The following is a 23,317-nucleotide window of genomic DNA, read 5'->3' as shown; positions in this document are numbered from 1 at the left end:
GGTGATTTATATGCATTTATTGTTGTGCTGTGCTAGTTTTACGAAGAAGGCATTTTTTTTGTTTTATTTGTTTTTTTTCGATTCTATATTGGTTATTACTGCGTTTATGACAGTTACTAGTGATAAGTTTGGCTTTAAATAGAGATAGTGCGGATATTGCTTTGTATACATATGTAATGCTCGGTTTTTCCGATGTCTAACTTCTGAACAAACGATTTAACAATTTCGTGCTGTGACGGCTAAACTAAATTTACATTTTATTTGTAAAATTTGTTTCATTTAAAGGAGTTCCGGTCAATGACCGATGCGATTCGTAAATTTCTAAAGTTAGAGTCTGCTGGCGGGATTATCTTAATCATTGCTGCGATTGTTGCGATGGTAATAGCAAACTCCCCGTTACAAGAAATTTATAACGGGACTCTACATACTTATATTGCAGGACTATCAGTCGCCCACTGGATTAACGATGGCCTAATGGCGGTGTTTTTCCTTTTGATTGGTTTGGAAGTTAAGCGTGAGTTAATTGAAGGTGCGCTTAATACTAAAGAGAAAGCGATATTTCCCGCAATTGCAGCTGTCGGCGGTATGCTTGCTCCTGCACTTGTTTACGTTGCGTTCAACTATGCAGATCCACTAGCGTTACAAGGGTGGGCGATTCCAGCCGCAACAGATATCGCTTTTGCGCTTGGCGTAATGGCGTTGTTAGGTAAACGTGTTCCGGTTAGCCTGAAAGTATTCCTACTTGCGCTGGCCATTATTGATGACCTTGGCGTTATCGTTATTATTGCACTGTTTTATAGTAGTGATCTGTCTACGCTGGCATTGGCAGTCGCTTTTGCTTCAACAACAGCTTTGTTTGTGATGAACGCAAAGAACGTCACTAAATTATCTTGGTACGTCATCGTGGGTGCCGTGTTGTGGTTCAGCGTGCTGCAATCAGGCGTGCATGCAACACTTGCAGGTGTCGTGCTTGGGTTTGCGATCCCATTATCTGGCGAAGACGGGCGCTCTGATACGTATTCACCGTTGAAACATCTAGAGCATGTATTGCACCCTTATGTTGCATTCTTGATCCTACCGTTGTTTGCGTTTGCAAATGCAGGTATCTCGCTACAAGGTGTTTCACTGTCGGGCTTAACCTCCATGTTGCCTTTAGGCATCGCGCTTGGACTATTGATTGGTAAACCACTGGGTATTTTTACATTCAGCTACCTCGCGATTAAAACGGGGATGGCAAAAATGCCTGAAGGGATAGGGCTCAAACAGATTTTTGCAGTATCAGTGCTATGTGGTATCGGCTTTACGATGTCGATCTTCATTTCGTCGCTGGCCTTTGTCGGCGCACCTGAAGACTTCAGTACATATTCTCGCTTGGGTATTTTACTGGGGTCGACGATTTCGGCGTTGCTTGGTTATGCCTTGCTGAGTCGCTCGTTGCCAAAAACCGAGGGGTAATTATGAAAGGACTTTTGATTATTATCGCGGCGCTAACATCAGCATCTGTTGTTGCTGTGCCTTCTGACTATGACAGTTGTCTACATGAAAGCGACAGTAAGCTCTGCCAAGCTTATCTTGCGGGCTTGAATCACGGGAAAGAAAGTTTACAAGTGGCAGCCATTGAGCCAGTCAGTACTTTCCGTTCGCGCGCGTTAGAACAACGCGTTGGTGAACGCTCGCGAAGAATGGTGTCGGTTGATAAAAAGGCAGCATCATCAGCAGAATAGACTATTACGGCCAATTATCGGTATTATAGTCGGTAATTAGTGTTGAAGCTCCCAGGTCCTGAGCGTAAGCTGAGCCCTGGGATTTTTATATGGGTAATATTAAGTACAAGATATTACTTTATATTTTGGATAATGGTTTCTTACGATGTCTCACTTAAACTATAACCACTTATATTACTTCTGGATGGTATGTAAGCAGGGGTCGGTAACTAAAGCGGCTGATGCGCTTTTTCTTGCGCCACAGACAGTTACAGGACAAATTCGAGCACTAGAAGAACGGCTAAAAGGCAAGTTGACCAAGCGAGTCGGGCGTAATATCGAGCCTACAGAGCTGGGGCAGCTAGTTTTTCAGTACGCCGATAAGATGTTTGACTTGAGTTATCAGATGCTTGATATCGTCAACTACACCCAACGAGAGAACCTTTTGTTGGAAGTGGGTGTTGCGGATGCTCTCTCTAAGCGGCTCGTCAGTAAAGTGCTGATGGAAGGGTTACCAGAAGATGAACGTATTCACTTGCGGTGTTATGAGTCGACTCATGAAATGCTGCTTGAGCAGCTCTCTCTACATAAAGTGGATATGATCCTATCGGATTGCCCTGTTGATTCGAGTCAAAGCCCTGGCTTGTATAGTAAGAAGCTGGGTGAATCGACCATGAGTTTCTTTTGTACTGAACCTGATGCTGTGCTGAATTTCCCTGCTTGTATTGAAGATTTCAAGCTATTGATCCCAGGGCAACGTACCGCGATGGGGCGTAAGCTACACCATTGGTTCGATCAAATGGGTCTTACACCTAATATTCTCGGTGAATTCGATGATGCGGCACTGATGAAAGCATTTGGTCGCTATCAGAAGTCGATGTTTGTTGCGCCTTCCATTTATGCCGCAGAGCTTGAAGATGACAGTAATATCCGCGAAGTAAGGCGAGTGAAGGAAATTAAAGAAGAATACTATGTTATTTTTGCCGAGCGAATGATCATGCACCCTGCGGTGAAGAAGATATGTGAGGCAGATTTTAGCAAGATGTTTAAATAAGGTTTCAGTTTTTTGCTGAACAGTTGGATTATTTGCTGTAGGTGGCTAGAAAACCCCTAATAAATTAAGTACATTAGCATTAACTGAATTTAAAGGTGGTAGCAGTATGGAACTGCAGCAAATGGAGCAGAATGCTCCTAAGGCCGTAGCGCTGCTTAAAGCCATGGCGAATGAACGGCGTTTGTTTATTCTTTGCTATTTGCTTGAAGAAGAAATGTCAGTGGGAATGATGAGTGATAAGCTAGGGCTTAGCCAGTCAGCGTTGTCCCAGCATTTAGCCTGGCTTCGGCGGGATGGTCTAGTGGAAACGAGAAAAGAGGCTCAGACCGTGTTTTATCGCCTTAAAAGCGATGAAGTGAAGGCTATGATCCAATTACTTCATAAAATGTACTGTCGAGCCTAGTGCGACAGTAAAATGAAGATATAAAAAAACCGGCGCAAGCCGGTTTTTTTATCAAAAATCAGAACTCAAATTAAAGAGCTTTGATCTTAGTCACTAGACGAGCTTTTTGACGTGCAGCTTTGTTTTTGTGGATCAGGCCTTTAGTAGCCATGCGGTCCAAAACAGGTTGCATTTCATTGAAAGCTTGAGTAGCAGCTTCTTTGTTACCAGCTTCGATAGCAGCAACAACTTTCTTGAAGAAAGTACGCATCATAGAACGACGGCTAGCGTTATGCTGGCGGCGTTTTTCTGAAGTAAGCGCACGTTTCTTAGCAGATTTGATATTTGCCAAGGGTATAACTCCAAATCTTGGTACGGTGACAATTTAAGGCCGAGGACTATGCCTCTTAAACCGAATAATGTCAAATGATTTGTGCAAATAACCGCCGAACCAATTGAATTGGCACTTGCGGATTAACACAGTTAATATGGCGGCAGATTTTACCAGCATTTGGACTCAGAAGTCACCTTTTGGGGCCATCTTTTATGAGGTTTTTTTTGTGAGCAAGCGTCTTTTACGCTCAGGACTGATTGTTAGTACGATGACACTGGTCTCGCGAGTGCTTGGTTTAGTACGTGATGTGGTGGTAGCAAACCTAATGGGGGCGGGGGCTGCGGCCGATGTTTTCTTTTTTGCCAATAAGATTCCGAACTTTCTACGGCGGTTATTTGCAGAAGGGGCTTTCTCGCAGGCATTTGTGCCTGTCTTAACCGAATATCATGCCTCGGGTGATATAGATAAAACCCGCCAACTAATTGCCCGTGCATCGGGCACGCTGGGTATCATCGTCACCATCGTAACGCTCCTGGGGGTATTAGGCTCAGGGGTTGTTACCGCATTGTTTGGTGCCGGCTGGTTTATTGATTGGCTAAATGGCGGCCCAGCAGCACCAAAATTTGAGTTGGCGAGCTTGCTGCTGAAAATTACGTTCCCCTACCTATGGTTTATCACCTTTGTTGCACTGTCTGGGGCAATATTGAATACCTTGGGTAAATTTGCGGTTTCATCATTTACCCCTGTATTTTTGAATGTCGCTATTATTGGCTGCGCCTGGTTTTTAGCGCCTAACCTTGCTCAACCTGAAATTGGGTTAGCCATTGGTGTTTTCCTCGGTGGCCTCATTCAGTTTCTATTTCAACTGCCTTTTCTTTATAAAGAAGGCATGCTGGTTAAACCTCAGTGGGGTTGGCGTGATCCTGGGGTTGTTAAAATTCGCACTTTGATGATCCCCGCCCTGTTTGGTGTATCGGTGAGTCAAATTAACTTATTGTTTGATACCTTCATTGCAAGCTTCCTTACGACGGGGTCAATCAGCTGGTTGTATTACGCTGACCGACTGTTGGAGTTTCCGTTAGGTTTGTTCGGCATTGCTATTGCGACAGTCATATTGCCTGCTCTGTCACGAAAGCACGTTGACCAAAACCCAGAGCAGTTTTCCCAGACCATGGATTGGGGCGTACGAATGGTACTGTTACTCGGTGTGCCAGCGATGCTAGGCTTGATGGTATTAGCTAAACCGATGTTAATGGTATTGTTCATGCGTGGTGAGTTTTCAGCATTTGATGTTGAGCAAGCGTCACTATCGCTGCTTGCTTATGCGTCTGGTTTACTCAATTTTATGATGATCAAGGTATTGGCCCCTGGCTATTACGCTCGTCAAGATACTAAAACACCAGTGCGTTACGGCATCATAGCCATGATCACGAACATGGTATTTAATGCCATTTTTGCTTATTTTTATGGTTATGTAGGTTTGGCAATGGCAACGGCGCTGTCAGCATTGGTCAATGCCGCGCTGTTATACCGCGGACTTCACCGTGGTGGCATATATCGAATTAGTAAAGAAACGTTGGTATTCGTTGTTAAATTAGTGATTGCCGGCACTGCAATGGTAGCGATGCTGTTATCGGTGTTGCCTGCAATGACTCAATGGCTCGGCTGGACGCTATTAATGCGTGTCGGCTGGTTAGTTGGCTTGATTGGTGTGGGTGCACTTGTATACTTAGTCTCGGTCTTATTGCTAGGGGTTCGTCCTCGACATTTGAGAGCGGCGAGCTAGAAAGTTAAGCATATTTATGGTTTGAACATTTAGAAAAGGTGATAAATTATTCGCTAAGTGGTCAGAATCTGAATCAGATTGGTATGATGGGTTGAGAGTAGTATATAATCCGTCAGTTTTTCACTCTGCGAAAATAATAACGGCGCATGGAATTAATCCGAGGTATACATAATATCCAATCTAGGCATCGTGGATGCGTATTAACGATTGGTAATTTTGACGGTGTTCATCTTGGCCACCAAGCTGTGTTGCGCAAGGTGATAGCCAAGGCGCAGGCACTTGGCTGCCCCGCGACGGTGATGAGCTTCGAGCCTCAGCCGCAAGAGCTATTTGCTGGCGACCATGCTCCGGCCCGTTTAACCCGCTTTCGAGACAAGTATTCGCATCTCAAGCAAGTCGGGTTAGATCGCTTTTTATGTGTTAATTTTAACAGCCATTTCGCCAGCTTATCTGCGCAAGATTTTATCCGTCGCTTGTTGGTTGAGCAATTGGGTGTTAAATTTTTGGTTGTCGGTGATGATTTCCGCTTTGGCCAAGGCCGTAGCGGTGATTTTGCTTTATTAGAAGCCGCCGGAAAAGAACATGGCTTTACCGTCGTTAGTACGCAGAGTTTCTGTGTCTCAGAGCAACGTGTAAGTAGTACGGCTATTCGCCAAGCCTTGGCGAGTGATCAACTTGTACTTGCTGAGTCTATGTTAGGGCGTCCATTTAGTATCTCTGGGCGCGTATCACATGGGCGGAAGCTTGGGCGGACTATTGGTTTTCCAACCGCAAATATTCCACTTAAGCGTCGAGTTTCTCCGGTATCTGGCGTTTATGCAGTTGAAGTACACGGTATTGCTAGCACCCCGCTACCCGGGGTTGCAAATGTTGGTCGTCGACCAACAGTCAACGGGGTACGCCGCCAATTGGAAGTGCACCTGTTTGATTTTAAAGCTGACCTTTACGGAGTTCAGCTAGATGTCGTATTGCAGCATAAGCTGCGCGACGAAATAAAATTCGAATCATTCGATGCGCTAAAAGCACAAATCGAGCGTGATGCTCAAACAGCACGGGTGTGGCTGTCTGAGCGTAATAATGTCCAACTTCGCCCAAGTAACGGAATCGAGAATCAATGAGTGACTATAAAGATACCCTGAACTTACCTGAAACAGGGTTTCCGATGCGAGGCAACCTGGCACAACGTGAGCCAGTAATGCTAAAACGTTGGAATGATGAAGATCTTTACGGTGAAATCCGTAAAGCTAAGAAGGGGAAGAAATCCTTCATATTGCACGATGGCCCTCCATACGCCAACGGTGATATTCACATTGGTCACGCGCTAAATAAAATTCTTAAAGACATTATTATTAAGTCAAAGACACTTTCTGGCTTTGATGCTCCTTACATTCCAGGTTGGGATTGCCACGGTCTACCTATCGAATTGATGGTAGAAAAAAAGTGGGGTAAGCCTGGTCGTAAACTGACAGCTGCTGAATTCCGTCAAAAGTGTCGTGAGTACGCAGCGGGTCAAGTTGAAGGTCAAAAAGAAAGCTTCGTTCGCCTAGGTGTACTAGGTCAGTGGGACAAGCCTTACCGTACAATGGATTTTGCAACAGAAGCGAACATCATTCGTTCTCTGGGCAAAATTGCAGATAACGACCACCTACTGAAAGGCTTTAAGCCTGTTCACTGGTGTACTGATTGTGGTTCTGCATTGGCTGAAGCTGAAGTTGAATACCAAGATAAAGTATCACCTTCTATCGACGTTAAATTTAAAGCGGTTGATGAAGCAGGTGTTGTTGCTAAATTTAACTGTGCCGAAGGCCATGAAGGTCAAGGTGATGTGTCTGTTGTTATTTGGACAACCACGCCTTGGACGCTTCCAGCTAACCGTGCCGTTGCTGTACGTGATGATCTTGAATATGTATTAGTTCAAGTTGACGCAACAGATGAGCAACCAGCACACCGACTTATTGTTGCAGCAGAGCTAGCTAAAGATGTGATGGATCGTGCTGGTATTGAGCACTTCCATAACCTTGGTTTCTGTAAAGGTGCTGATTTAGAGCTTGTACGCTTCAATCACCCATTCTACAGCTTTGATGTGCCAGTGATCCTTGGTGATCACGTGACGACTGAATCTGGTACGGGTTGTGTACATACCGCTCCAGGCCATGGTCAAGAAGACTTCGTAGTTGGTCAAAAATACAACCTTGAAGTGGCGAACCCAGTTGGTAGTAACGGTGTTTACTTACCTGATACTGAGCTGTTTGCAGGTCAACACGTCTTTAAAGCTAACGATGTTGTTGTAGAAACACTAAAAGAGCACGGTGCGCTATTACACCACCATGCTTATGAGCACAGCTACCCACATTGCTGGCGCCATAAAACACCTATTATCTTCCGTGCAACGCCGCAGTGGTTCATCTCAATGGACAAAGCAGGCCTTCGCGCTAAAGCACTAGGTGAGATCAAGGGCGTTCAATGGTTACCTGAATGGGGCCAAAGCCGTATCGAAGGTATGGTTGAAGGTCGCCCAGAATGGTGTATCTCTCGTCAACGTACTTGGGGTGTACCAATTGCCCTGTTCGTTCATAAAGAAACTCAAGAGCTTCACCCTGACACGCGTGAGCTTATTGAAAAAGTGGCACAGCTTGTTGAGCAAAAAGGCATTCAAGCATGGTGGGATCTTGACCCAGCAGAATTAATGGGCGAAGCGGATGCTGCTAACTACGAGAAAGTACTTGATACACTAGACGTATGGTTCGATTCTGGTGTAACGCACTTCTCTGTTGTTGATAGCCGCGAAGAATATAACGGCCATGCTGCTGATCTATATCTAGAAGGTTCAGATCAACACCGAGGTTGGTTCCAGTCTTCATTGATTTCATCTGTCGCAATGAAAGGCAAAGCACCTTACAACCAAGTATTAACGCACGGTTTCGTGGTTGATGGCCAAGGTCGTAAGATGTCTAAATCTGTTGGTAACGTTGTGGCGCCAAAGGATGTAACTAACAAGCTGGGTGCTGATATCTTGCGCCTATGGGTTGCATCAACGGATTACACTGGCGAAGTTGCGGTTTCTGATGAAATCCTAAAGCGTTCGGCTGATGCATACCGTCGTATTCGTAACACATCGCGCTTCTTCTTAGCGAACTTGAGTGGCTTCAACCCTGAAACCGATCTAGTTGCACCAGAAGATATGGTTGCACTAGACCGCTGGGCTGTGGGTCGCGCAATGGCGGCACAAGAAGAAATCATTAAAGCGTATGACGAATATAACCTACACGGTGTAACGCAGCGTTTGATGCAATTCTGTTCTGTTGAGATGGGTTCTTTCTACTTAGACGTAATCAAAGATCGCCAGTACACAGCCAAGCAAGGCGGTCACGCACAACGTAGCTGTCAGACTGCGCTGTACTACATCGTAGAAGCACTGGTTCGCTGGATGGCACCGATTATGTCATTCACTGCAGACGAAATCTGGAATGAGATGCCAGGCCAGCGTGACAAGTTTGTCTTTACTGGCGAATGGTTCGACGGTCTATTTGGTCTTGCAGAAGGCGAAGAGCTAAACAACGAATTTTGGACTGAAATCCAGACCGTTCGTGGTGTAGTAAACAAATTGCTTGAAGGTGCGCGTAAAGACAAAGTCATTGGTGGTTCTTTACAGGCAGAAGTTGTTCTGCATGCAAATGAAGCATTGGCGACGAAATTGAATACGCTTGAAGATGAACTGCGCTTTGTCCTATTAACGTCGAAGGCTGCTGTTGCAATTGCAGATAGCAAGCCGGAAGGCGCTCAAGAAACGGATGTTGAAGGTCTATTTGTGACTGTTAATGCATCTGAAGCGGCGAAGTGTGATCGTTGTTGGCACCATGTTGCTGATGTTGGCACTATCGAGGGGCACGAAGAAGTTTGTGGCCGTTGTGTGACTAACGTTAGTGGTGAAGGCGAAGAGCGTAAGTTTGCCTAATGACTAAGTTATCGCCTGAGAAAGGACTACCGCTTAAACAATCAGGAGTTCGCTGGCTTTGGCTAGCGGTTCTGGTATTCATTGCCGATGTTGCGACTAAGCTTATCGTGATGAATACGATGGAGTACGGTTGGCCAAACCGTATTGAGCTGCTGCCATTTTTCAATTTGCTCTATGTTCATAACTACGGTGCGGCATTTAGCTTTTTGAGTGATGCTGGTGGTTGGCAGCGTTGGTTATTTACAGCGATAGCTTTGGGTGTTTGCGCAATGCTGACCTATTGGATGCGAAAAGCCCCTGCGACAAATAAAATCGCTAATGTGGCTTATGCGCTGATCATCGGTGGTGCATTAGGTAATTTGTTTGATCGGATATATCACGGCTTTGTGGTTGATTTTCTAGACTTTTATGTTGGAACTTATCACTGGCCAGCCTTTAACCTAGCTGATACAGCAATTTGTATTGGCGCTGGTTTGATTATTTTAGAAGGCTTCTTGTCAGATAAAAAGAAACAACCCGTTAAGCACTAAAAGCGGATATACTCGATAACCCTAAGCGCTGTCCGTTGATACGGGTGGCGCTTTGTTGTTAAATGGGCACAATAAAGGCAGTAATCAAAGGATGTAACATGTCGGTAATTGTGGAAAACAGTGAAGTACTCATGCACTTTGCCATTAAGCTGGATGATGGTTCAGTCGCAGATTCAACCCAAGCAATGGGCAAACCGGCAAAATTTCGGATGGGTGATGGTAGCCTAACGGATAACTTCGAAAAATGCTTACTGGGTTTAGAGCAAGGTCAAAAGAGTAGCTTTGTCCTTGAACCTGAAGATGCATTTGGAATGCCAAATCCAGATAATATCCACCATGTTGATCGCACTAAATTTGGGGCGGATGCTCCTGCTGAAGTCGGCAATATTATTGCCTTTGCTGGCCCTGATGGTGGCGATATTCCTAGTATTATTACTGACGTTGCCGGTGACTCTGTGACCGTTGACTTCAATCACCCTCTTGCAGGGCAGCGCGTTACTTTCGATGTGGAAGTCGTTGCCATTGAACATTAAGAGCTGTTAGCAATGAAAATCTTACTTGCAAACCCTCGTGGTTTTTGTGCCGGTGTTGACCGTGCCATCAGTATTGTTGAACGTGCATTAGAAATGTACCAACCACCGATCTATGTTCGCCATGAAGTTGTTCATAATCGTTTTGTCGTCGAAGGCTTGAAGCAACGAGGGGCGATCTTTGTTGAAGAGCTTCATGAAGTGCCTGATGACAATATTGTGATTTTTTCTGCTCATGGTGTATCACAAGCAGTACGCAGTGAAGCTAAATCCCGACAACTCACCGTCTTTGATGCCACTTGCCCATTGGTGACCAAAGTTCATATGGAAGTGGCGCGCGCGAGCCGCCGCAACATGGAAGTGGTCTTGATTGGCCATGCTGGCCACCCGGAAGTTGAAGGAACGATGGGGCAGTATGCGAGTGATGAGGGTGGTATGTATTTGGTTGAAAAACCAGAAGATGTCGAGCTATTGCAAGTTAAAGATCCAAGTAACTTCCACTATGTAAGCCAAACTACGCTATCAGTTGATGAAACAGCAGATGTAATCACCAAACTGCGTGAAGTATTCCCTGAGATCCAAGGGCCACGTAAAGATGATATTTGCTATGCAACGCAAAATCGCCAAGATGCAGTACGAGAAATGGCAGCAAACGTTGATGTCATGATAGTCGTCGGTTCTAAAAACTCATCAAACTCGAACCGACTACGCGAACTCGCTGAAAAATTAGGGACGCCAGGTTATTTAACCGATTGTCCTGAAGATGTCGATGGTGCATGGTTTACGGGTAAGGCGAAAGTTGGGGTAACAGCTGGGGCATCTGCACCTGAAGAGCTGGTAAACCAAATCATTGCACGTATTCAAGAATTGAGCGGTGCTGATGTGGAAGAGCTTAGTGGCCGTGAAGAAAATATGTTCTTTGAAGTGCCGCGAGAGTTACAAGTTAAAAACGTGTAACCAGCCGGGACATAGCATGATCTGGTCATATTGAAAGCCTTGGTAGCCACCGAGGCTTTTTTTTGTCTTTTTTTATCAGTCTCAACAAGCTACATTGGTGTTCACGAAACAGAAAACTAGGGAGATGTAACGCAATGGTTAGAATCGCGATTGCTGGTGCGGCAGGACGTATGGGCCGGCAGCTATTGAAGGCGACATATTTATCGGAAGCGGCAGAGATTGGTACTGCCACTGAGCGAGCAGAGTCGACATTGGTTGGCGCCGATGCTGGTGAATTAGCTGGTGTTGGTGCAGTATCAGTCGTTATTGTTGATGATCTCGCAAAAGCGATTAATGATTTTGATGTCTTGATTGATTTCACTGCGCCAGCTGCGACGTTAGCCAATATTAAAATTTGTCAGCAACACGGTAAAAAGGTGGTGATTGGCACGACGGGCTTTACCGAAGAAGAGCGTGTAATTATCGACCAAGCGGCCAAGGCGACGCCCATAGTGATGGCACCCAACTACAGCGTTGGGGTGAACTTAGTCTTTAAGTTGCTCGAAAAAGCGGCCAAGGTGATGGGTGATTATTGCGACATCGAAGTCATCGAAGCTCACCACCGCCATAAGGTGGATGCACCTTCTGGTACAGCAATTGGTATGGGCGAGGCGATTGCTGGTGCAATGGGCAATGAACTTAGTGATGTTGCCGTGTATGCGCGCGAAGGGATAACAGGCGAACGTAGCCGTGATGAGATTGGTTTTGCCACGATCCGCGCCGGTGATATTGTTGGTGAACATACCGCAATGTTTGCTGATATTGGTGAACGTGTAGAGATCACCCACAAAGCGACTGACCGAATGACATTTGCTAACGGCGCAGTGCGTGCCGCTGTTTGGTTAAATAATAAGCAATCTGGCTTTTATACCATGCATGATGTGCTGGGGCTTGATGAGTTGTAATCAAGCTAATTGATACCAGAACATACTATTAATACCCTTTGGTCACTTATTGCTAGAGGGTATATTCACTATTGTTAGCGATTTGCTCATTTCTTTTTATGCATAAACGTGTAAAAAAAAGCCCTACCTTTTATTTTATCTTATATGCGAAATATGCGTGATCTTAGCTAATTTTAGTGTGTGATGTTTTTGGTTTTCGCTGTGTATTTGTAGTGAAAGCATTAAAAAGATAACTTTTGTTGGCTATTTTTGGGCTTTTTACTTGAGAAGAGTTGGTGTCCGTTGCGCAAGAAAAAAGCAAACGATAAAACGGATCTTGCTTCACACAATGAGTCATTAAACAGATGCAATTCTTTGCGTTTTTTATGTTTAGAGCTGTTTTTGTCCTGAGTCTTCCGTAATGTGATTTTATTTTGGCGGAAAAGTTGACAGAGTCCACTCTGAAACATAGAATGCGCGCAATTTGTCAAAATTGCGCTTGACTCGGTTTTTGACGTTGTATGGAATGGGTAATTGCAAGTTTATCTGTTTTGACTGCATTTTTATTATTTTTTGGAGGTTGTCTTGAGCAAATTAGCACTGTTAGTCCTAGAAGATGGGACAGTGTTCCGCGGCGTGTCCATTGGGGCAGATGGTTCGGCCGTTGGTGAAGTTGTTTTTAATACCTCGATGACGGGGTATCAGGAAATTCTCACTGACCCTTCTTACTCTCAACAAATTGTTACTCTTACTTATCCCCATATTGGCAACACCGGAACCAATTCCGAAGACGAAGAATCAACTTCAATCCACGCGCAAGGCTTGGTAATTCGTGATCTCCCTCTTATTGCTTCAAACTTCCGCTGTGAACAAACTCTCTCTGATTACTTAAAATCACAAAATATCGTTGGTATTGCCGATATCGATACCCGCAAGCTGACACGAATTCTTCGTGAGAAAGGCGCACAAAACGGTTGTGTGATTGCGGGTAATAACCTTGATGAAGCGCTAGCACTAGCGAAAGCGAAAGAGTTCCCAGGCCTGAAGGGCATGGACTTAGCAAAAGAAGTAACAACCTCAGAAGCATACACTTGGAAACAAGGTTCTTGGACGCTTGAAGGCGGTTTACCAGAAGCAAAGGCTGACAGCGAATTACCGTTCCACGTTGTCGCGTATGATTTCGGTGCTAAACGTAACATCCTACGTATGTTGGTTGACCGAGGCTGTCGTTTAACGGTTGTTCCTGCTCAAACTTCAGCTGAAGACGTATTGGCTCTGAATCCAGATGGTGTGTTCTTATCGAACGGCCCTGGTGATCCAGAACCATGTACTTACGCAATTGAAGCAACCAAGACGTTCCTAGAAAAAGGCCTACCGGTATTTGGTATCTGTCTTGGCCACCAAATTCTTGCTCTGGCAAGTGGCGCGCAAACAGTAAAAATGAAATTTGGTCACCACGGTGCAAACCACCCGGTTAAAGACCTAGACCGTGATGTAGTAATGATCACTGCACAGAACCACGGTTTTGCCGTAGATGAAGCAAGCTTACCTGAGCACCTACGAGCAACGCATAAATCACTGTTTGATGGTTCACTACAAGGTATTCATCGTACAGATAAACCAGCATTTAGCTTCCAAGGTCACCCTGAAGCAAGCCCTGGTCCACACGATGCAGCACCATTGTTTGATCACTTTATCGAATTGCTAAAAAAGCACAGCGCCTAAGTCCGGAGTAGTAAAAGATGCCAAAACGTAATGATATTAAAAGTATTCTGATTCTAGGTGCTGGCCCGATTGTTATCGGCCAGGCTTGCGAATTTGACTACTCGGGTGCGCAAGCGTGTAAAGCACTTCGTGAAGAAGGCTACCGTGTAATTCTTGTTAACTCGAACCCAGCAACAATCATGACTGACCCAGACATGGCTGATGCGACTTATATCGAACCAATCCACTGGGAAGTGGTTCGCAAAATCATCGAAAAAGAACGTCCAGATGCAGTTCTGCCGACTATGGGTGGTCAAACAGCATTGAACTGTGCGCTTGATCTTGAAAAGCACGGTGTGCTGGCTGAGTTCGGCGTTGAAATGATTGGTGCAACGGCCGACGCGATTGATAAAGCAGAAGATCGTTCTCGCTTTGACAAGGCGATGAAATCAATCGGCCTTGAGTGTCCACGTGCTGATACAGCAAAAACGATGGAAGAAGCATACCGCGTTCAAGAGATGGTTGGCTTCCCTTGTATTATCCGTCCTTCTTTCACTATGGGTGGTACCGGTGGCGGTATCGCATATAACAAAGAAGAGTTCGAAGAAATCTGTCGTCGTGGCCTTGATTTGTCACCAACGAACGAACTGCTTATCGATGAATCATTGATCGGCTGGAAGGAGTACGAGACAGAAGTCGTTCGAGACAAAAATGATAACTGTATCATTGTTTGTACGATCGAAAACTTCGATGCCATGGGCATCCACACGGGTGACTCGATCACAGTTGCACCGGCACAAACATTAACAGACAAAGAATACCAGCTAATGCGTAATGCATCGCTAGCAGTATTGCGTGAAATTGGTGTTGAAACGGGCGGTTCAAACGTACAGTTTGGTATTAACCCGAAAGATGGCCGTATGGTTATCATCGAGATGAACCCACGTGTATCGCGTTCTTCTGCACTAGCATCAAAAGCGACAGGTTTCCCGATTGCTAAAATCGCAGCGAAACTTGCGGTTGGCTTTACGCTTGATGAACTGATGAATGACATCACAGGTGGCGCAACACCAGCTTCATTTGAACCAACTATCGACTACGTTGTTACAAAGATCCCTCGTTTTAACTTCGAAAAATTTGTTGGTGCTAATGACCGCCTGACTACACAGATGAAGTCAGTTGGTGAGGTGATGGCGATCGGTCGTAACCAACAAGAATCACTACAAAAAGCGCTGCGTGGCTTAGAAGTTGGCGCTAACGGTTTTGATGAAATGGTTGATTTAGATGCACCTGATGCACTAACAACTATTCGTCATGAACTAAAAGATGCGGGCTCTGAGCGTATTTGGTACATCGCCGATGCATTCCGTGCGGGCATGTCAGTTGATGGCGTATTCAACCTAACCAATGTTGATCGTTGGTTCCTAGTACAAATCGAAGATCTTGTAAAAGAAGAGCAAGCGGTTAAAGACGGTGGTTTCGCTGGTCTGAACGCAACGGTACTACGTAAGCTTAAGCGTAAAGGCTTTGCTGATGCACGTCTTGCGACGCTACTTGGCGTGGCTGAGTCAGAGATCCGCAGGCTGCGTGACCAATTTGATATCCACCCTGTGTACAAGCGTGTTGATACTTGTGCGGCAGAGTTCTCATCTGACACCGCTTACATGTACTCATCATACGATGAAGAGTGTGAAGCTCAGCCAACAGACAACGACAAAATTATGGTACTTGGTGGCGGTCCAAACCGTATCGGCCAAGGTATCGAGTTTGACTACTGTTGTGTACATGCATCATTAGCACTGCGTGAAGATGGTTATGAAACCATCATGGTTAACTGTAACCCAGAAACGGTATCGACAGATTACGATACGTCTGACCGCCTATACTTCGAGCCAGTTACACTGGAAGACGTACTGGCTATCGCACGTGTTGAAAAGCCGAAAGGCGTTATCGTGCAATACGGTGGTCAAACACCACTGAAATTAGCGCGTGCGCTAGAAGCGGCAGGTGTGCCAATTATTGGTACCAGCCCTGATGCGATTGACCGTGCAGAAGACCGTGAACGCTTCCAAGCGGCTGTTGAGCGTTTAGGTTTGCTACAGCCAGAAAATGCGACCGTAACAGCAATGGAACAAGCCGTTGAGAAATCAAAAGAAATTGGTTTCCCTCTTGTTGTTCGTCCATCGTATGTTCTAGGTGGTCGTGCGATGGAAATCGTATACGACGAGCAAGACTTACGCCGTTACTTCAACGAAGCCGTTAGCGTTTCAAATGAATCACCAGTACTGCTTGACCGCTTCCTTGATGATGCGATTGAAGTAGATGTGGATGCTATCTGCGATGGCGAGCGTGTGGTTATCGGCGGTATCATGGAGCACATCGAGCAAGCGGGTGTTCACTCAGGTGATTCAGCATGTTCACTACCTGCTTATACCTTAAGCAAAGAAATCCAAGATGTAATGCGCCAGCAAGTTGAAAAGCTAGCGTTTGAACTGGGTGTTCGCGGCCTGATGAATACGCAATTCGCGGTTAAAGACAATGAAGTTTACCTGATTGAAGTTAACCCGCGTGCAGCGCGTACTGTCCCGTTCGTTTCTAAGGCGACAGGTGCACCACTGGCGAAAATTGCAGCGCGTGTAATGGCTGGTCAATCTTTAGAGTCGCAAGGCTTTACTAAAGAAATTATTCCACCTTACTACTCAGTGAAAGAAGTGGTATTGCCATTCAATAAATTCCCAGGCGTTGACCCACTATTAGGCCCAGAAATGCGCTCTACTGGTGAGGTTATGGGTGTTGGTGATACGTTTGCTGAAGCCTTTGCTAAAGCTGAGCTTGGTTGTAGCAAAGAGAAGCAAGCAAAAGGTCGCGCACTGCTGTCTGTTCGCGGTAACGACAAGCAACGTGTAGTTGACCTGGCTTCTAAGCTGGTTAAACAAGGTTATGAGCTTGATGCTACACACGGCACAGCTGTGGTACTTGGTGAAGCTGGCATTAACCCTCGTTTGGTTAACAAGGTACACGAAGGTCGTCCTCATATTCTTGACCGTATCAAGAACAATGAGTACACCTACATCGTGAACACCGCTGAAGGCCGTCAAGCGATTGAAGATTCTAAAGTACTTCGTCGCGGTGCGTTGGCAGAGAAGGTGAACTACACCACGACGCTAAATGCAGCGTTTGCAACGTGCATGGCATGGAGTGCAGATGACCGCAATAAGGTTACTTCAGTTCAAGAACTTCATGCTCGCCTGAAAGATGCATAATCATCATTGATTAAAATTGAAAATGGCCTGCTTATGCAGGCCATTTTTTTATCTATGCTAAGCCCTAAATATGGTTAATAGGCAGGCGTTAGAAATATTTAATTCAAACTAATGTCATAGTCTTGTGAATGTGTTAACCCATTAATATTTTGTGTTGTTTATAATGTAAATATCGCTTGAACTGATAACTGAATTGCGTAAAATTAGCCGCGTCGTATAAACGACATTTATTCTTTGGAGACTTTAATGAACGATACCGACCATCCCCCGAGTATGAAGGTGGAAAATCAAACCTGTTAATGGTGTCGTCGGTCTCTAATTTCCGAACCACCCTCAGGTTCGGAACAGTCTGTTCTCTTTATCACTTCTGATAATCTTTTTAAGACAAACTTTTCCTCGATTTTCTTGCCGTATTCTCAATAATGAATGTTTTTAACATAGCGTAACTGTGCGTGATTTTCGTGGCTTTACTCAAGTCTTGAGGTCAGATGTAGCACGTACTTTATGTTAGATATATTCTGGTGGTCGTTACTGTTAGCCAATCGGGAGATTCGCCATGGCGGTAATGAACTATGCAGCTGATGCTGCACTGGTAAATGAAAATTTAGCTCAGAACGATGTTCTAGCTGTTCGTAATGCATTTTTGAAGTATGACATTAATGAGCAAGCAAGATTGCTCATTAAAATGCCGATGTCTGAAGCGATTGCAATGCTTCATGAGGTGCCTTTGCGCCATGTACAGACGCTGCTTGATCTACTTGATGAAATGGATGAAGAGGTCTGCATGCGCCACTTGGCCAACGGCCTTGGTTTGATTTGTTCTGAAGCAGAGCCTGCTGGGCACTACTTGCAAAACAGTGTATTTAGTCATGTTCGTGAGCGTATTGGCTGGATTGTCGGCTTAGCATTGCTAGGCATTGTTTCTGGCTTGATTATTTCACATTATGAAGACACGCTAAGCCAGCTAGTATTATTGGCAATTTATATGCCTGTAATTGCTGCAGCGGGTGGTAATACGGGCTCTCAAGCCGCGACCTTGGTGGTTAGGGCCCTCGCGATGGAAGAAATACGCTGTCGTGACTGGGCTAAAGTGATGTGGAAAGAGTTTCGCGTTGCGATGGTTATTGCTGGCGTTCTGGCTGCGGTTATCGTTGGTCGAGTGATGATGTTCAGTGATAGTTCTTCGCTTCCGGCTGGGATGCAATTAATTGATATCGCACTGGCGATTGGCGTTGCTATTTCAATGCAGGTGGTACTATCTACAACCGTTGGTGGCGTGCTGCCGATGATTGCCCGTGCTTGTAAGCTCGATCCTGCAGTATTGGTAAGCCCGGTTTTAGCCTCTGTGGTTGATATCACCGGTATGATCATCTACTTCAAGACGGTAAATCTGTTTTTGGGGTTAGCTTAAACGTAAGTTAAAGGCAAAACCCAAGCAAAGCATCATTGATTAAAGCGAGTGGCTTAATAAACCACTCGCTTTTTTGTTTGGGCTTTAACCAGTAAGACTGAACTTAATAGCGTTCATATAATTCCCGGTACAATTGCCTTTCAAATGCTTCAATCGGGGGAGCTACCTTTGGCGCATTCTCATCACCTTGAGGCGGATGATAGTTGGTAACCATCTGGACAAAGATCAGCGTTTTACCTGATTTTGCTTTTAACGTACCAGCTAGATTGTACGTACCATACAGCGATCCACTTTTTGCATTAATTATGCCCTTTAACGGTGGCTGACGCAGGCTCTGTCTATAGTGTAATGTGCCACTTAGCCCACTAATTGGCAGGGTATCAAGCAGTTGTAATTGTTGATCGTGTTGATAAAGGTAAGTGATCACTTCGGCCATTGTGCTTGCAGTTATTCGGTTGTTGCGTGACAACCCTGAACCATCAACCAAAATGCTATTGGTAAGATCAATGCCTGCGTGTTCTTTGATAATTGCCTTGATGGCTGCCGTACCATTCGCAAAACTACCTGGTTGTTGATAATAACGAGCGCCGAGTGTTTTGGTTAGGTTATCAGCGATCAGGTTATCTGATGCCTTCATCATAGTATCAAGTAGCTCAGGAAGTGGCTTTGAGTTGTGAGCAGCGATGAGCTTGCCCTGTACGTTATCATCACGCTTCACTGTGCCTTCAAGTCCAATCCCTTGACTACTTAGTTCACGTTTAACCACCTCACTGATATAGCGCGTTGTGTTCTGCACCGCGAAATTTAGTGGCAGGGGCTTGTCGCGTTGAATCAGGCAGCCATTAAGCTGGTAGTTATTGTTTTGGCCTGCAATAAGCTCTAAATCGCAATGCTTTTGTTTTTGTTGCTCTTTAGTGACGACTGTCGCGTTGGTTGATACCGTAATAGGCTGGTGGCGAGGCACATTGACTCGGGTATTTTCGCCAATCGACTTATTGCTATATAGCGCGCCCTGTACGCAATTGTGCTCAAGGCTAAGGCTACTTGCTGGGGCACTGTAACAAACCCCTAGAATATCCCAAGGCCAGCCCGCTGCGCGCTCATAACCTGCGAACTGACTGCCATTAAGCAGTACATCCCCTTGAATGGAGGTAATGCCTTTCCGTTTGATTTGTTTGATCAATCCCGATAAGTCACTGCGCATTAGGGTCGGATCACCACTAAAACGAATGATCACATCATCGTTAGATTGCTCTATTTGGGTGGTAAACCGAAAATCTGCTGGCAGATAATGCTTAGCGGCAAGCGCCGTAATGGCTTTCTGGGTACTGGCGGGGGGCTGGTAGCGTTCTTCCCGCTGCTGGTAAAGCGTACGACCACTATCGGCATCAATAACCACTAAGGCGGTATCATGGCCTGCTGGTAGCATAGAGAGCGTGTTATCTAAAGAGAGGGAGTTACCTTCAGCTAAGCTCTGGTGAGCGGTTAGCGAAAGCAGCACGGTAATAAAAAAACGAAGCATGATGAACCTATTAAGGTATTAGGCAACAGGGATAGCCATCATCATAAAACAAAAAAATGCAGACCCGAAGGCCTGCATTCTATTTGCTTGTAACGCTTTTAATCCAAATGGGATTAGAAGTCGTAACGTGCACCTAGTACGAACTCGTCAGATGCAGCAGCGTTGCCAACATCTTTCTTGTCTAACATGTTGAACTTGTACGAAGCGTAAGTACGGAAGTTCTTGTTAAAGTAGTGAGTTGCGTCAATAGCAACAGAGTCTTTAAGGTCAGAGTCGCTACCAGAAGCCTTTGAGTCTTCTAGGTAGTTGTAAGTTGCAACAAATACAGTTTTACCGTATGTGTACGCTGCAGCAAATTCGTAACCAGTTGATTCAGCAATTAGCTCGCCGCCAACAACTGTGTTGCGTGAATCTTGGTATAGACCTGCAACGTAGATGTCACCAAACGTGTAAGAAAGGCCACCAAATGCTTGCTTGCCAGTCTTATCTTGACCGTCTTGACCTTCTTGCTCACCGTAACCAGCACCGAACGCTAGACCCATGTCTAGAGCGTAGATACCACCGATAGAGTAGCCGTTGTTGTCAAAAGACTTAGTCTCAGAATCATCAAATACGTAGTTAGCTTTAACAGTTAGGTTATCGCCACCTAGGTCGAAAGAACCCACGTATGCTAGGTTGTTGCCAACACGGTCAGCAGCAGCGATTTTGTTGCCAGCTTCGTTACCGTGGTAAGACATGATATCAGTCATGTCAGTGATCATGCCTAGAGAACCGTCAGTTTTACCGTAACGAACTTGACCGAAATCACCACCGATACCAGCGTTGATGTGACGGTGGTTTACATCGTTACCGTCTGTGTACTCAGCTTCGTAGAAACCTAGCGCGTATACAGTGTCAGTGATGTCTGTTTTACCAGCGATGTTTAGACGTACACGAGATGCGTCAGATACTTTGCTGTCACCAAGATCGTTATCAGCTAGTACTGCACGCGCTTCAAAACGACCGCCAACAGCTAGGCTAGATGTTTCGTCAGAGTAAACTTCTGCAGCTGTAGCTACTGAAGAGATAGATGCTGCTGCTACTGCTAGAGCAATCAGTTTCTTGTTCATTGTCGAATCCTTTTGGAATTATTTTGATGTATGCATACATAACTGTGCTAAATGCATGGTGTTCTTTTTACGTTGTCTAGGCGGCAAGAGTTAGTAAAAAATTCTTAAAAATTACAATTGTCTGAGTGGGTGAGGGGTTTACTTTGTGTTTTGGTCTATTAAAAACAGTGGCTTAGCTTTAGTTGTAAAAGTTCCATTTACATGTGGCTTTTTAGTGGTATTTAGGTTTATTTTTAGGTTTTTTGTGGTTTAAATATTTGTTACTTGATGTGTTTTTGTGATGTTCTGCACGTTAAAAAAGTTGATTTTGTGGGTTATTTGTACGTTCTCGTATTGGCTGGATATAAGCGGGAAGGTAGCTGTTAGCGTATAAGCCGAGGGTTAGATGGCATGAAAGGCGTGATGTTATCTTTGTGGGGTATGCTTCAAGTGTTGATTTGAGGTTGATGTAGTGGCTGGAAATCATGATTGATACTCGAATAAATAGAATGGCCGACAAGCCGCTGCTTTTTCATCAGGCAATGACGCACCGTTTACGCTGTACCGTCGTTGGACGGTATTTTCCAATGGTTAATGTGTTTTCTTTTGTGAGCGGCTTGGAAAAATTAAAACCGCATTGAATCACAGGTGATCTTCGGCGTATCTTTGTTTAGAATGGTTAGGTTCCCTATTAACAATCTGTAAGTTCGGTGATGGTGCCGGGCTGGCTTTTTTTTGTCTTTAATAGCAGCTGCTATTGAGGCGTTGAGGTAAGTAAATTTATGGATAAGATCCCAATGACAGTTCGTGGCGAGAAGCTGCTACGTGAAGAACTGGATGCATTAATGAAGCGCCGCCCAATCATTTCTCAAGCTATTGGCGAAGCGCGTGAGCTCGGTGACCTTAAAGAAAATGCAGAATACCATGCTGCACGTGAAGAGCAGGGTATTTGTGAAGCGCAGATCCGTGATATCGAATATAAGTTATCGGTATCTCAGGTGATTGATGTCACAAAAATTAACAATACCGGTAAGGTTATTTTCGGTGTCACCGTTACGCTGATTGATGTTGATACTGAAGAAGAAGTGACATACCAAATTGTTGGTGACGACGAAGCTGATATCAAGGCGGGGCGTATTTCGGTTAACTCACCGATCGCACGTGGCCTAATTGGTAAAATGCAAGACGATGAAGTCGTTATCACCACCCCGGGTGGCCAGCGCGAATTTGAAATCTCTGAAGTGGCTTATTGCTAACAGTTTTGTTAGTAAATATGACTAGAAGTAATAAATCACGGCATTCCATGCCATGATTAGGTATAAAAAAGGCCGCAGCGGCGGCCTTTTTTATTTGCGAGGAAGCTCGATTTTACGCTCTTCGCTCTGGCGGTAAAGAACCAGTGTCTTACCGATAACCTGAACTTTCTCAGCTTTGGTTTCGCGGACAATTGCGTCAACGATCAAAACTTTGGTCTCACGCTCTTCAGCTGCGATTTTAACCTTGATGAGTTCATGGTGGTTAAGTGCTAGTTCAATTTCAGCCAAAACTGCTTCAGTCAGGCCATTTGCACCCATAAGGACAACAGGTTTTAGGTTGTGAGCAATACCTTTTAGGTGTTGCTTCTGTTTGGTGCTTAGATTCATGTCGACTCTATTTATATATTAGGGTTGAAAACACGGTATTCTAACGCCATATAGTCTAGAAGACTAATTTGTTTAGTATACGCCATCCATTCAGTGGTTGAGTATGCTTAATTAGTACTCAAACTCATTAGCTAAATCATGAGTAGAAAAAGCAGTCGGCTAGTTCAGGCTGTTGGCTGAAAGAGCATTTTGATGATAAATATGTTCTAGAGGCGCAAAAAAGGCTATCGCTCTCGTGCTTTCGGATATGGCACCGAACATGAGTGGCAACTTGGCTTCAGATCAGCCTAGAGCAATGTATCTTGTTGAACTAGCATTAGATATGTATAGGCAAGTACTGGCACCAAACGGCAGCTTTGCGGTAAAAGTTTTCCAAGGTGAAGGCTTTGACCAATATCTGGCTGATGTGCGCAGTATGTTTAAGTAGTCAAAATTCGTAAACCTGATTCTTCACGAGATCGTTCTCGTGAGGTATATATTGTGGCTACAGGTTATAAACTGTAGTACCCTAAATTCATCTATTAGTTATCGC

At 44.9% G+C, this 23,317-nt stretch carries 19 protein-coding genes and 1 pseudogene; 16 read left to right on the top strand and 4 right to left on the bottom strand.

What is annotated here, in order from left to right; all coding sequences use genetic code 11:
• Positions 1 to 297: 297 nt before the first annotated feature.
• The 4 genes from nhaA (at position 298) to L4D09_RS05100 (ending at position 3,160) form a co-directional block, all read left to right on the top strand.
• On the top strand, positions 298 to 1,455 hold the full coding sequence (gene nhaA / locus L4D09_RS05115) for a Na+/H+ antiporter NhaA (protein WP_428456418.1): 1,158 nt from the start codon (positions 298 to 300) through the stop codon (positions 1,453 to 1,455).
• A 2-nt stretch (positions 1,456 to 1,457) separates the two neighbouring features.
• Positions 1,458 to 1,724: a hypothetical protein gene (locus tag L4D09_RS05110; RefSeq protein WP_428456417.1), complete on the top strand. Its 267-nt coding sequence runs from the start codon at positions 1,458 to 1,460 to the stop codon at positions 1,722 to 1,724.
• A 145-nt stretch (positions 1,725 to 1,869) separates the two neighbouring features.
• Positions 1,870 to 2,757, top strand: a complete 888-nt coding sequence (nhaR, locus tag L4D09_RS05105) for a transcriptional activator NhaR (RefSeq protein ID WP_428456416.1) — start codon at positions 1,870 to 1,872, stop codon at positions 2,755 to 2,757.
• Between the two features lie 106 nt (positions 2,758 to 2,863).
• A complete protein-coding gene (locus L4D09_RS05100) occupies positions 2,864 to 3,160 on the top strand; it encodes an ArsR/SmtB family transcription factor (RefSeq protein ID WP_428456415.1) in 297 nt (98 codons plus the stop codon).
• Positions 3,161 to 3,230: 70 nt separating this feature from the next.
• Here L4D09_RS05100 and rpsT read toward each other — a convergent pair whose 3' ends face one another.
• Entirely contained in the window at positions 3,231 to 3,491 is a 261-nt protein-coding gene (gene rpsT / locus L4D09_RS05095) for a 30S ribosomal protein S20 (protein WP_428456414.1), read from the bottom strand.
• A gap of 208 nt (positions 3,492 to 3,699) precedes the next feature.
• Here rpsT and murJ point away from each other — a divergent pair, with 208 nt between their 5' ends.
• From murJ to L4D09_RS05045, 10 genes are all read left to right on the top strand, one after another.
• On the top strand, positions 3,700 to 5,259 hold the full coding sequence (murJ, locus tag L4D09_RS05090) for a murein biosynthesis integral membrane protein MurJ (RefSeq protein WP_428456413.1): 1,560 nt from the start codon (positions 3,700 to 3,702) through the stop codon (positions 5,257 to 5,259).
• Between the two features lie 146 nt (positions 5,260 to 5,405).
• Positions 5,406 to 6,377, top strand: a complete 972-nt coding sequence (ribF, locus tag L4D09_RS05085; protein WP_428456412.1) for a bifunctional riboflavin kinase/FAD synthetase — start codon at positions 5,406 to 5,408, stop codon at positions 6,375 to 6,377.
• Positions 6,374 to 9,214 (top strand): isoleucine--tRNA ligase, encoded by a 2,841-nt coding sequence (ileS, locus tag L4D09_RS05080; protein WP_428456411.1) that lies wholly within the window; start codon positions 6,374 to 6,376, stop codon positions 9,212 to 9,214. The genes ribF and ileS overlap by 4 nt, the downstream gene beginning before the upstream one ends.
• Positions 9,214 to 9,744 (top strand): signal peptidase II, encoded by a 531-nt coding sequence (gene lspA / locus L4D09_RS05075; protein WP_428456410.1) that lies wholly within the window; start codon positions 9,214 to 9,216, stop codon positions 9,742 to 9,744. The genes ileS and lspA overlap by 1 nt, the downstream gene beginning before the upstream one ends.
• Before the next feature lie 98 nt (positions 9,745 to 9,842).
• A complete protein-coding gene (gene fkpB / locus L4D09_RS05070) occupies positions 9,843 to 10,277 on the top strand; it encodes an FKBP-type peptidyl-prolyl cis-trans isomerase (protein WP_428456409.1) in 435 nt (144 codons plus the stop codon).
• A 12-nt stretch (positions 10,278 to 10,289) separates the two neighbouring features.
• Positions 10,290 to 11,231 carry a 4-hydroxy-3-methylbut-2-enyl diphosphate reductase gene (gene ispH, locus L4D09_RS05065; RefSeq protein ID WP_428456408.1) on the top strand — a complete coding sequence of 314 codons (942 nt, stop codon included), beginning with the start codon at positions 10,290 to 10,292 and terminating at the stop codon, positions 11,229 to 11,231.
• A 134-nt stretch (positions 11,232 to 11,365) separates the two neighbouring features.
• A complete protein-coding gene (dapB, locus tag L4D09_RS05060; protein ID WP_428456407.1) occupies positions 11,366 to 12,175 on the top strand; it encodes a 4-hydroxy-tetrahydrodipicolinate reductase in 810 nt (269 codons plus the stop codon).
• A gap of 564 nt (positions 12,176 to 12,739) precedes the next feature.
• Positions 12,740 to 13,879 carry a glutamine-hydrolyzing carbamoyl-phosphate synthase small subunit gene (carA, locus tag L4D09_RS05055; protein ID WP_428456406.1) on the top strand — a complete coding sequence of 380 codons (1,140 nt, stop codon included), beginning with the start codon at positions 12,740 to 12,742 and terminating at the stop codon, positions 13,877 to 13,879.
• A gap of 17 nt (positions 13,880 to 13,896) precedes the next feature.
• Entirely contained in the window at positions 13,897 to 17,121 is a 3,225-nt protein-coding gene (gene carB, locus L4D09_RS05050; protein ID WP_428456405.1) for a carbamoyl-phosphate synthase large subunit, read from the top strand.
• Positions 17,122 to 17,677: 556 nt separating this feature from the next.
• Complete coding sequence (locus tag L4D09_RS05045; protein WP_428456404.1) at positions 17,678 to 18,532, top strand: magnesium transporter; 855 nt, start codon at positions 17,678 to 17,680, stop codon at positions 18,530 to 18,532.
• 103 nt (positions 18,533 to 18,635) lie between these two features.
• Here the strand turns inward: L4D09_RS05045 and dacB are convergent, their stop codons facing one another.
• Together dacB and L4D09_RS05035 are read right to left on the bottom strand one after the other, a co-directional pair.
• Entirely contained in the window at positions 18,636 to 20,054 is a 1,419-nt protein-coding gene (dacB, locus tag L4D09_RS05040; protein ID WP_428456403.1) for a serine-type D-Ala-D-Ala carboxypeptidase, read from the bottom strand.
• Positions 20,055 to 20,167: 113 nt separating this feature from the next.
• Positions 20,168 to 21,163 (bottom strand): porin, encoded by a 996-nt coding sequence (locus L4D09_RS05035; RefSeq protein ID WP_428456402.1) that lies wholly within the window; start codon positions 21,161 to 21,163, stop codon positions 20,168 to 20,170.
• Between the two features lie 761 nt (positions 21,164 to 21,924).
• Here L4D09_RS05035 and greA point away from each other — a divergent pair.
• The gene (gene greA / locus L4D09_RS05030; protein ID WP_428456401.1) at positions 21,925 to 22,398 is read left to right on the top strand and encodes a transcription elongation factor GreA; all 474 of its coding nucleotides are present in this window, start codon (positions 21,925 to 21,927) and stop codon (positions 22,396 to 22,398) included.
• A gap of 90 nt (positions 22,399 to 22,488) precedes the next feature.
• Here the strand turns inward: greA and yhbY are convergent, their stop codons facing one another.
• Positions 22,489 to 22,785, bottom strand: coding sequence for a ribosome assembly RNA-binding protein YhbY (gene yhbY / locus L4D09_RS05025; RefSeq protein WP_428456400.1), 297 nt, complete (start codon positions 22,783 to 22,785; stop codon positions 22,489 to 22,491).
• Positions 22,786 to 23,011: 226 nt separating this feature from the next.
• Here yhbY and L4D09_RS05020 point away from each other — a divergent pair.
• A pseudogene (locus L4D09_RS05020) lies at positions 23,012 to 23,289 on the top strand (SAM-dependent methyltransferase); the annotation flags it as partial.
• Positions 23,290 to 23,317 lie beyond the last annotated feature (28 nt).

It is taken from the genome of Photobacterium makurazakiensis (assembly GCF_050336715.1).
GTDB classification, from domain to species: domain Bacteria; phylum Pseudomonadota; class Gammaproteobacteria; order Enterobacterales; family Vibrionaceae; genus Photobacterium; species Photobacterium makurazakiensis.
The sequence above is the reverse complement of the archived record's forward strand: the minus strand, read 5'-3'. Positions and strand labels throughout refer to the sequence as shown.

Coding starts and splice junctions, on each gene's coding strand:
- greA (WP_428456401.1), top strand. CDS start 21,925: ATGGATAAGATCCCAATGACAGTTCGTGGCGAGAAGCTGCTACGTGAA.
- fkpB (WP_428456409.1), top strand. CDS start 9,843: ATGTCGGTAATTGTGGAAAACAGTGAAGTACTCATGCACTTTGCCATT.
- ribF (WP_428456412.1), top strand. CDS start 5,406: ATGGAATTAATCCGAGGTATACATAATATCCAATCTAGGCATCGTGGA.
- ispH (WP_428456408.1), top strand. CDS start 10,290: ATGAAAATCTTACTTGCAAACCCTCGTGGTTTTTGTGCCGGTGTTGAC.
- dacB (WP_428456403.1), bottom strand. CDS start 20,054: ATGCTTCGTTTTTTTATTACCGTGCTGCTTTCGCTAACCGCTCACCAG.
- L4D09_RS05045 (WP_428456404.1), top strand. CDS start 17,678: ATGGCGGTAATGAACTATGCAGCTGATGCTGCACTGGTAAATGAAAAT.
- lspA (WP_428456410.1), top strand. CDS start 9,214: ATGACTAAGTTATCGCCTGAGAAAGGACTACCGCTTAAACAATCAGGA.
- nhaA (WP_428456418.1), top strand. CDS start 298: ATGACCGATGCGATTCGTAAATTTCTAAAGTTAGAGTCTGCTGGCGGG.
- L4D09_RS05035 (WP_428456402.1), bottom strand. CDS start 21,163: ATGAACAAGAAACTGATTGCTCTAGCAGTAGCAGCAGCATCTATCTCT.
- yhbY (WP_428456400.1), bottom strand. CDS start 22,785: ATGAATCTAAGCACCAAACAGAAGCAACACCTAAAAGGTATTGCTCAC.
- carB (WP_428456405.1), top strand. CDS start 13,897: ATGCCAAAACGTAATGATATTAAAAGTATTCTGATTCTAGGTGCTGGC.
- L4D09_RS05100 (WP_428456415.1), top strand. CDS start 2,864: ATGGAACTGCAGCAAATGGAGCAGAATGCTCCTAAGGCCGTAGCGCTG.
- dapB (WP_428456407.1), top strand. CDS start 11,366: ATGGTTAGAATCGCGATTGCTGGTGCGGCAGGACGTATGGGCCGGCAG.
- ileS (WP_428456411.1), top strand. CDS start 6,374: ATGAGTGACTATAAAGATACCCTGAACTTACCTGAAACAGGGTTTCCG.
- nhaR (WP_428456416.1), top strand. CDS start 1,870: ATGTCTCACTTAAACTATAACCACTTATATTACTTCTGGATGGTATGT.
- L4D09_RS05110 (WP_428456417.1), top strand. CDS start 1,458: ATGAAAGGACTTTTGATTATTATCGCGGCGCTAACATCAGCATCTGTT.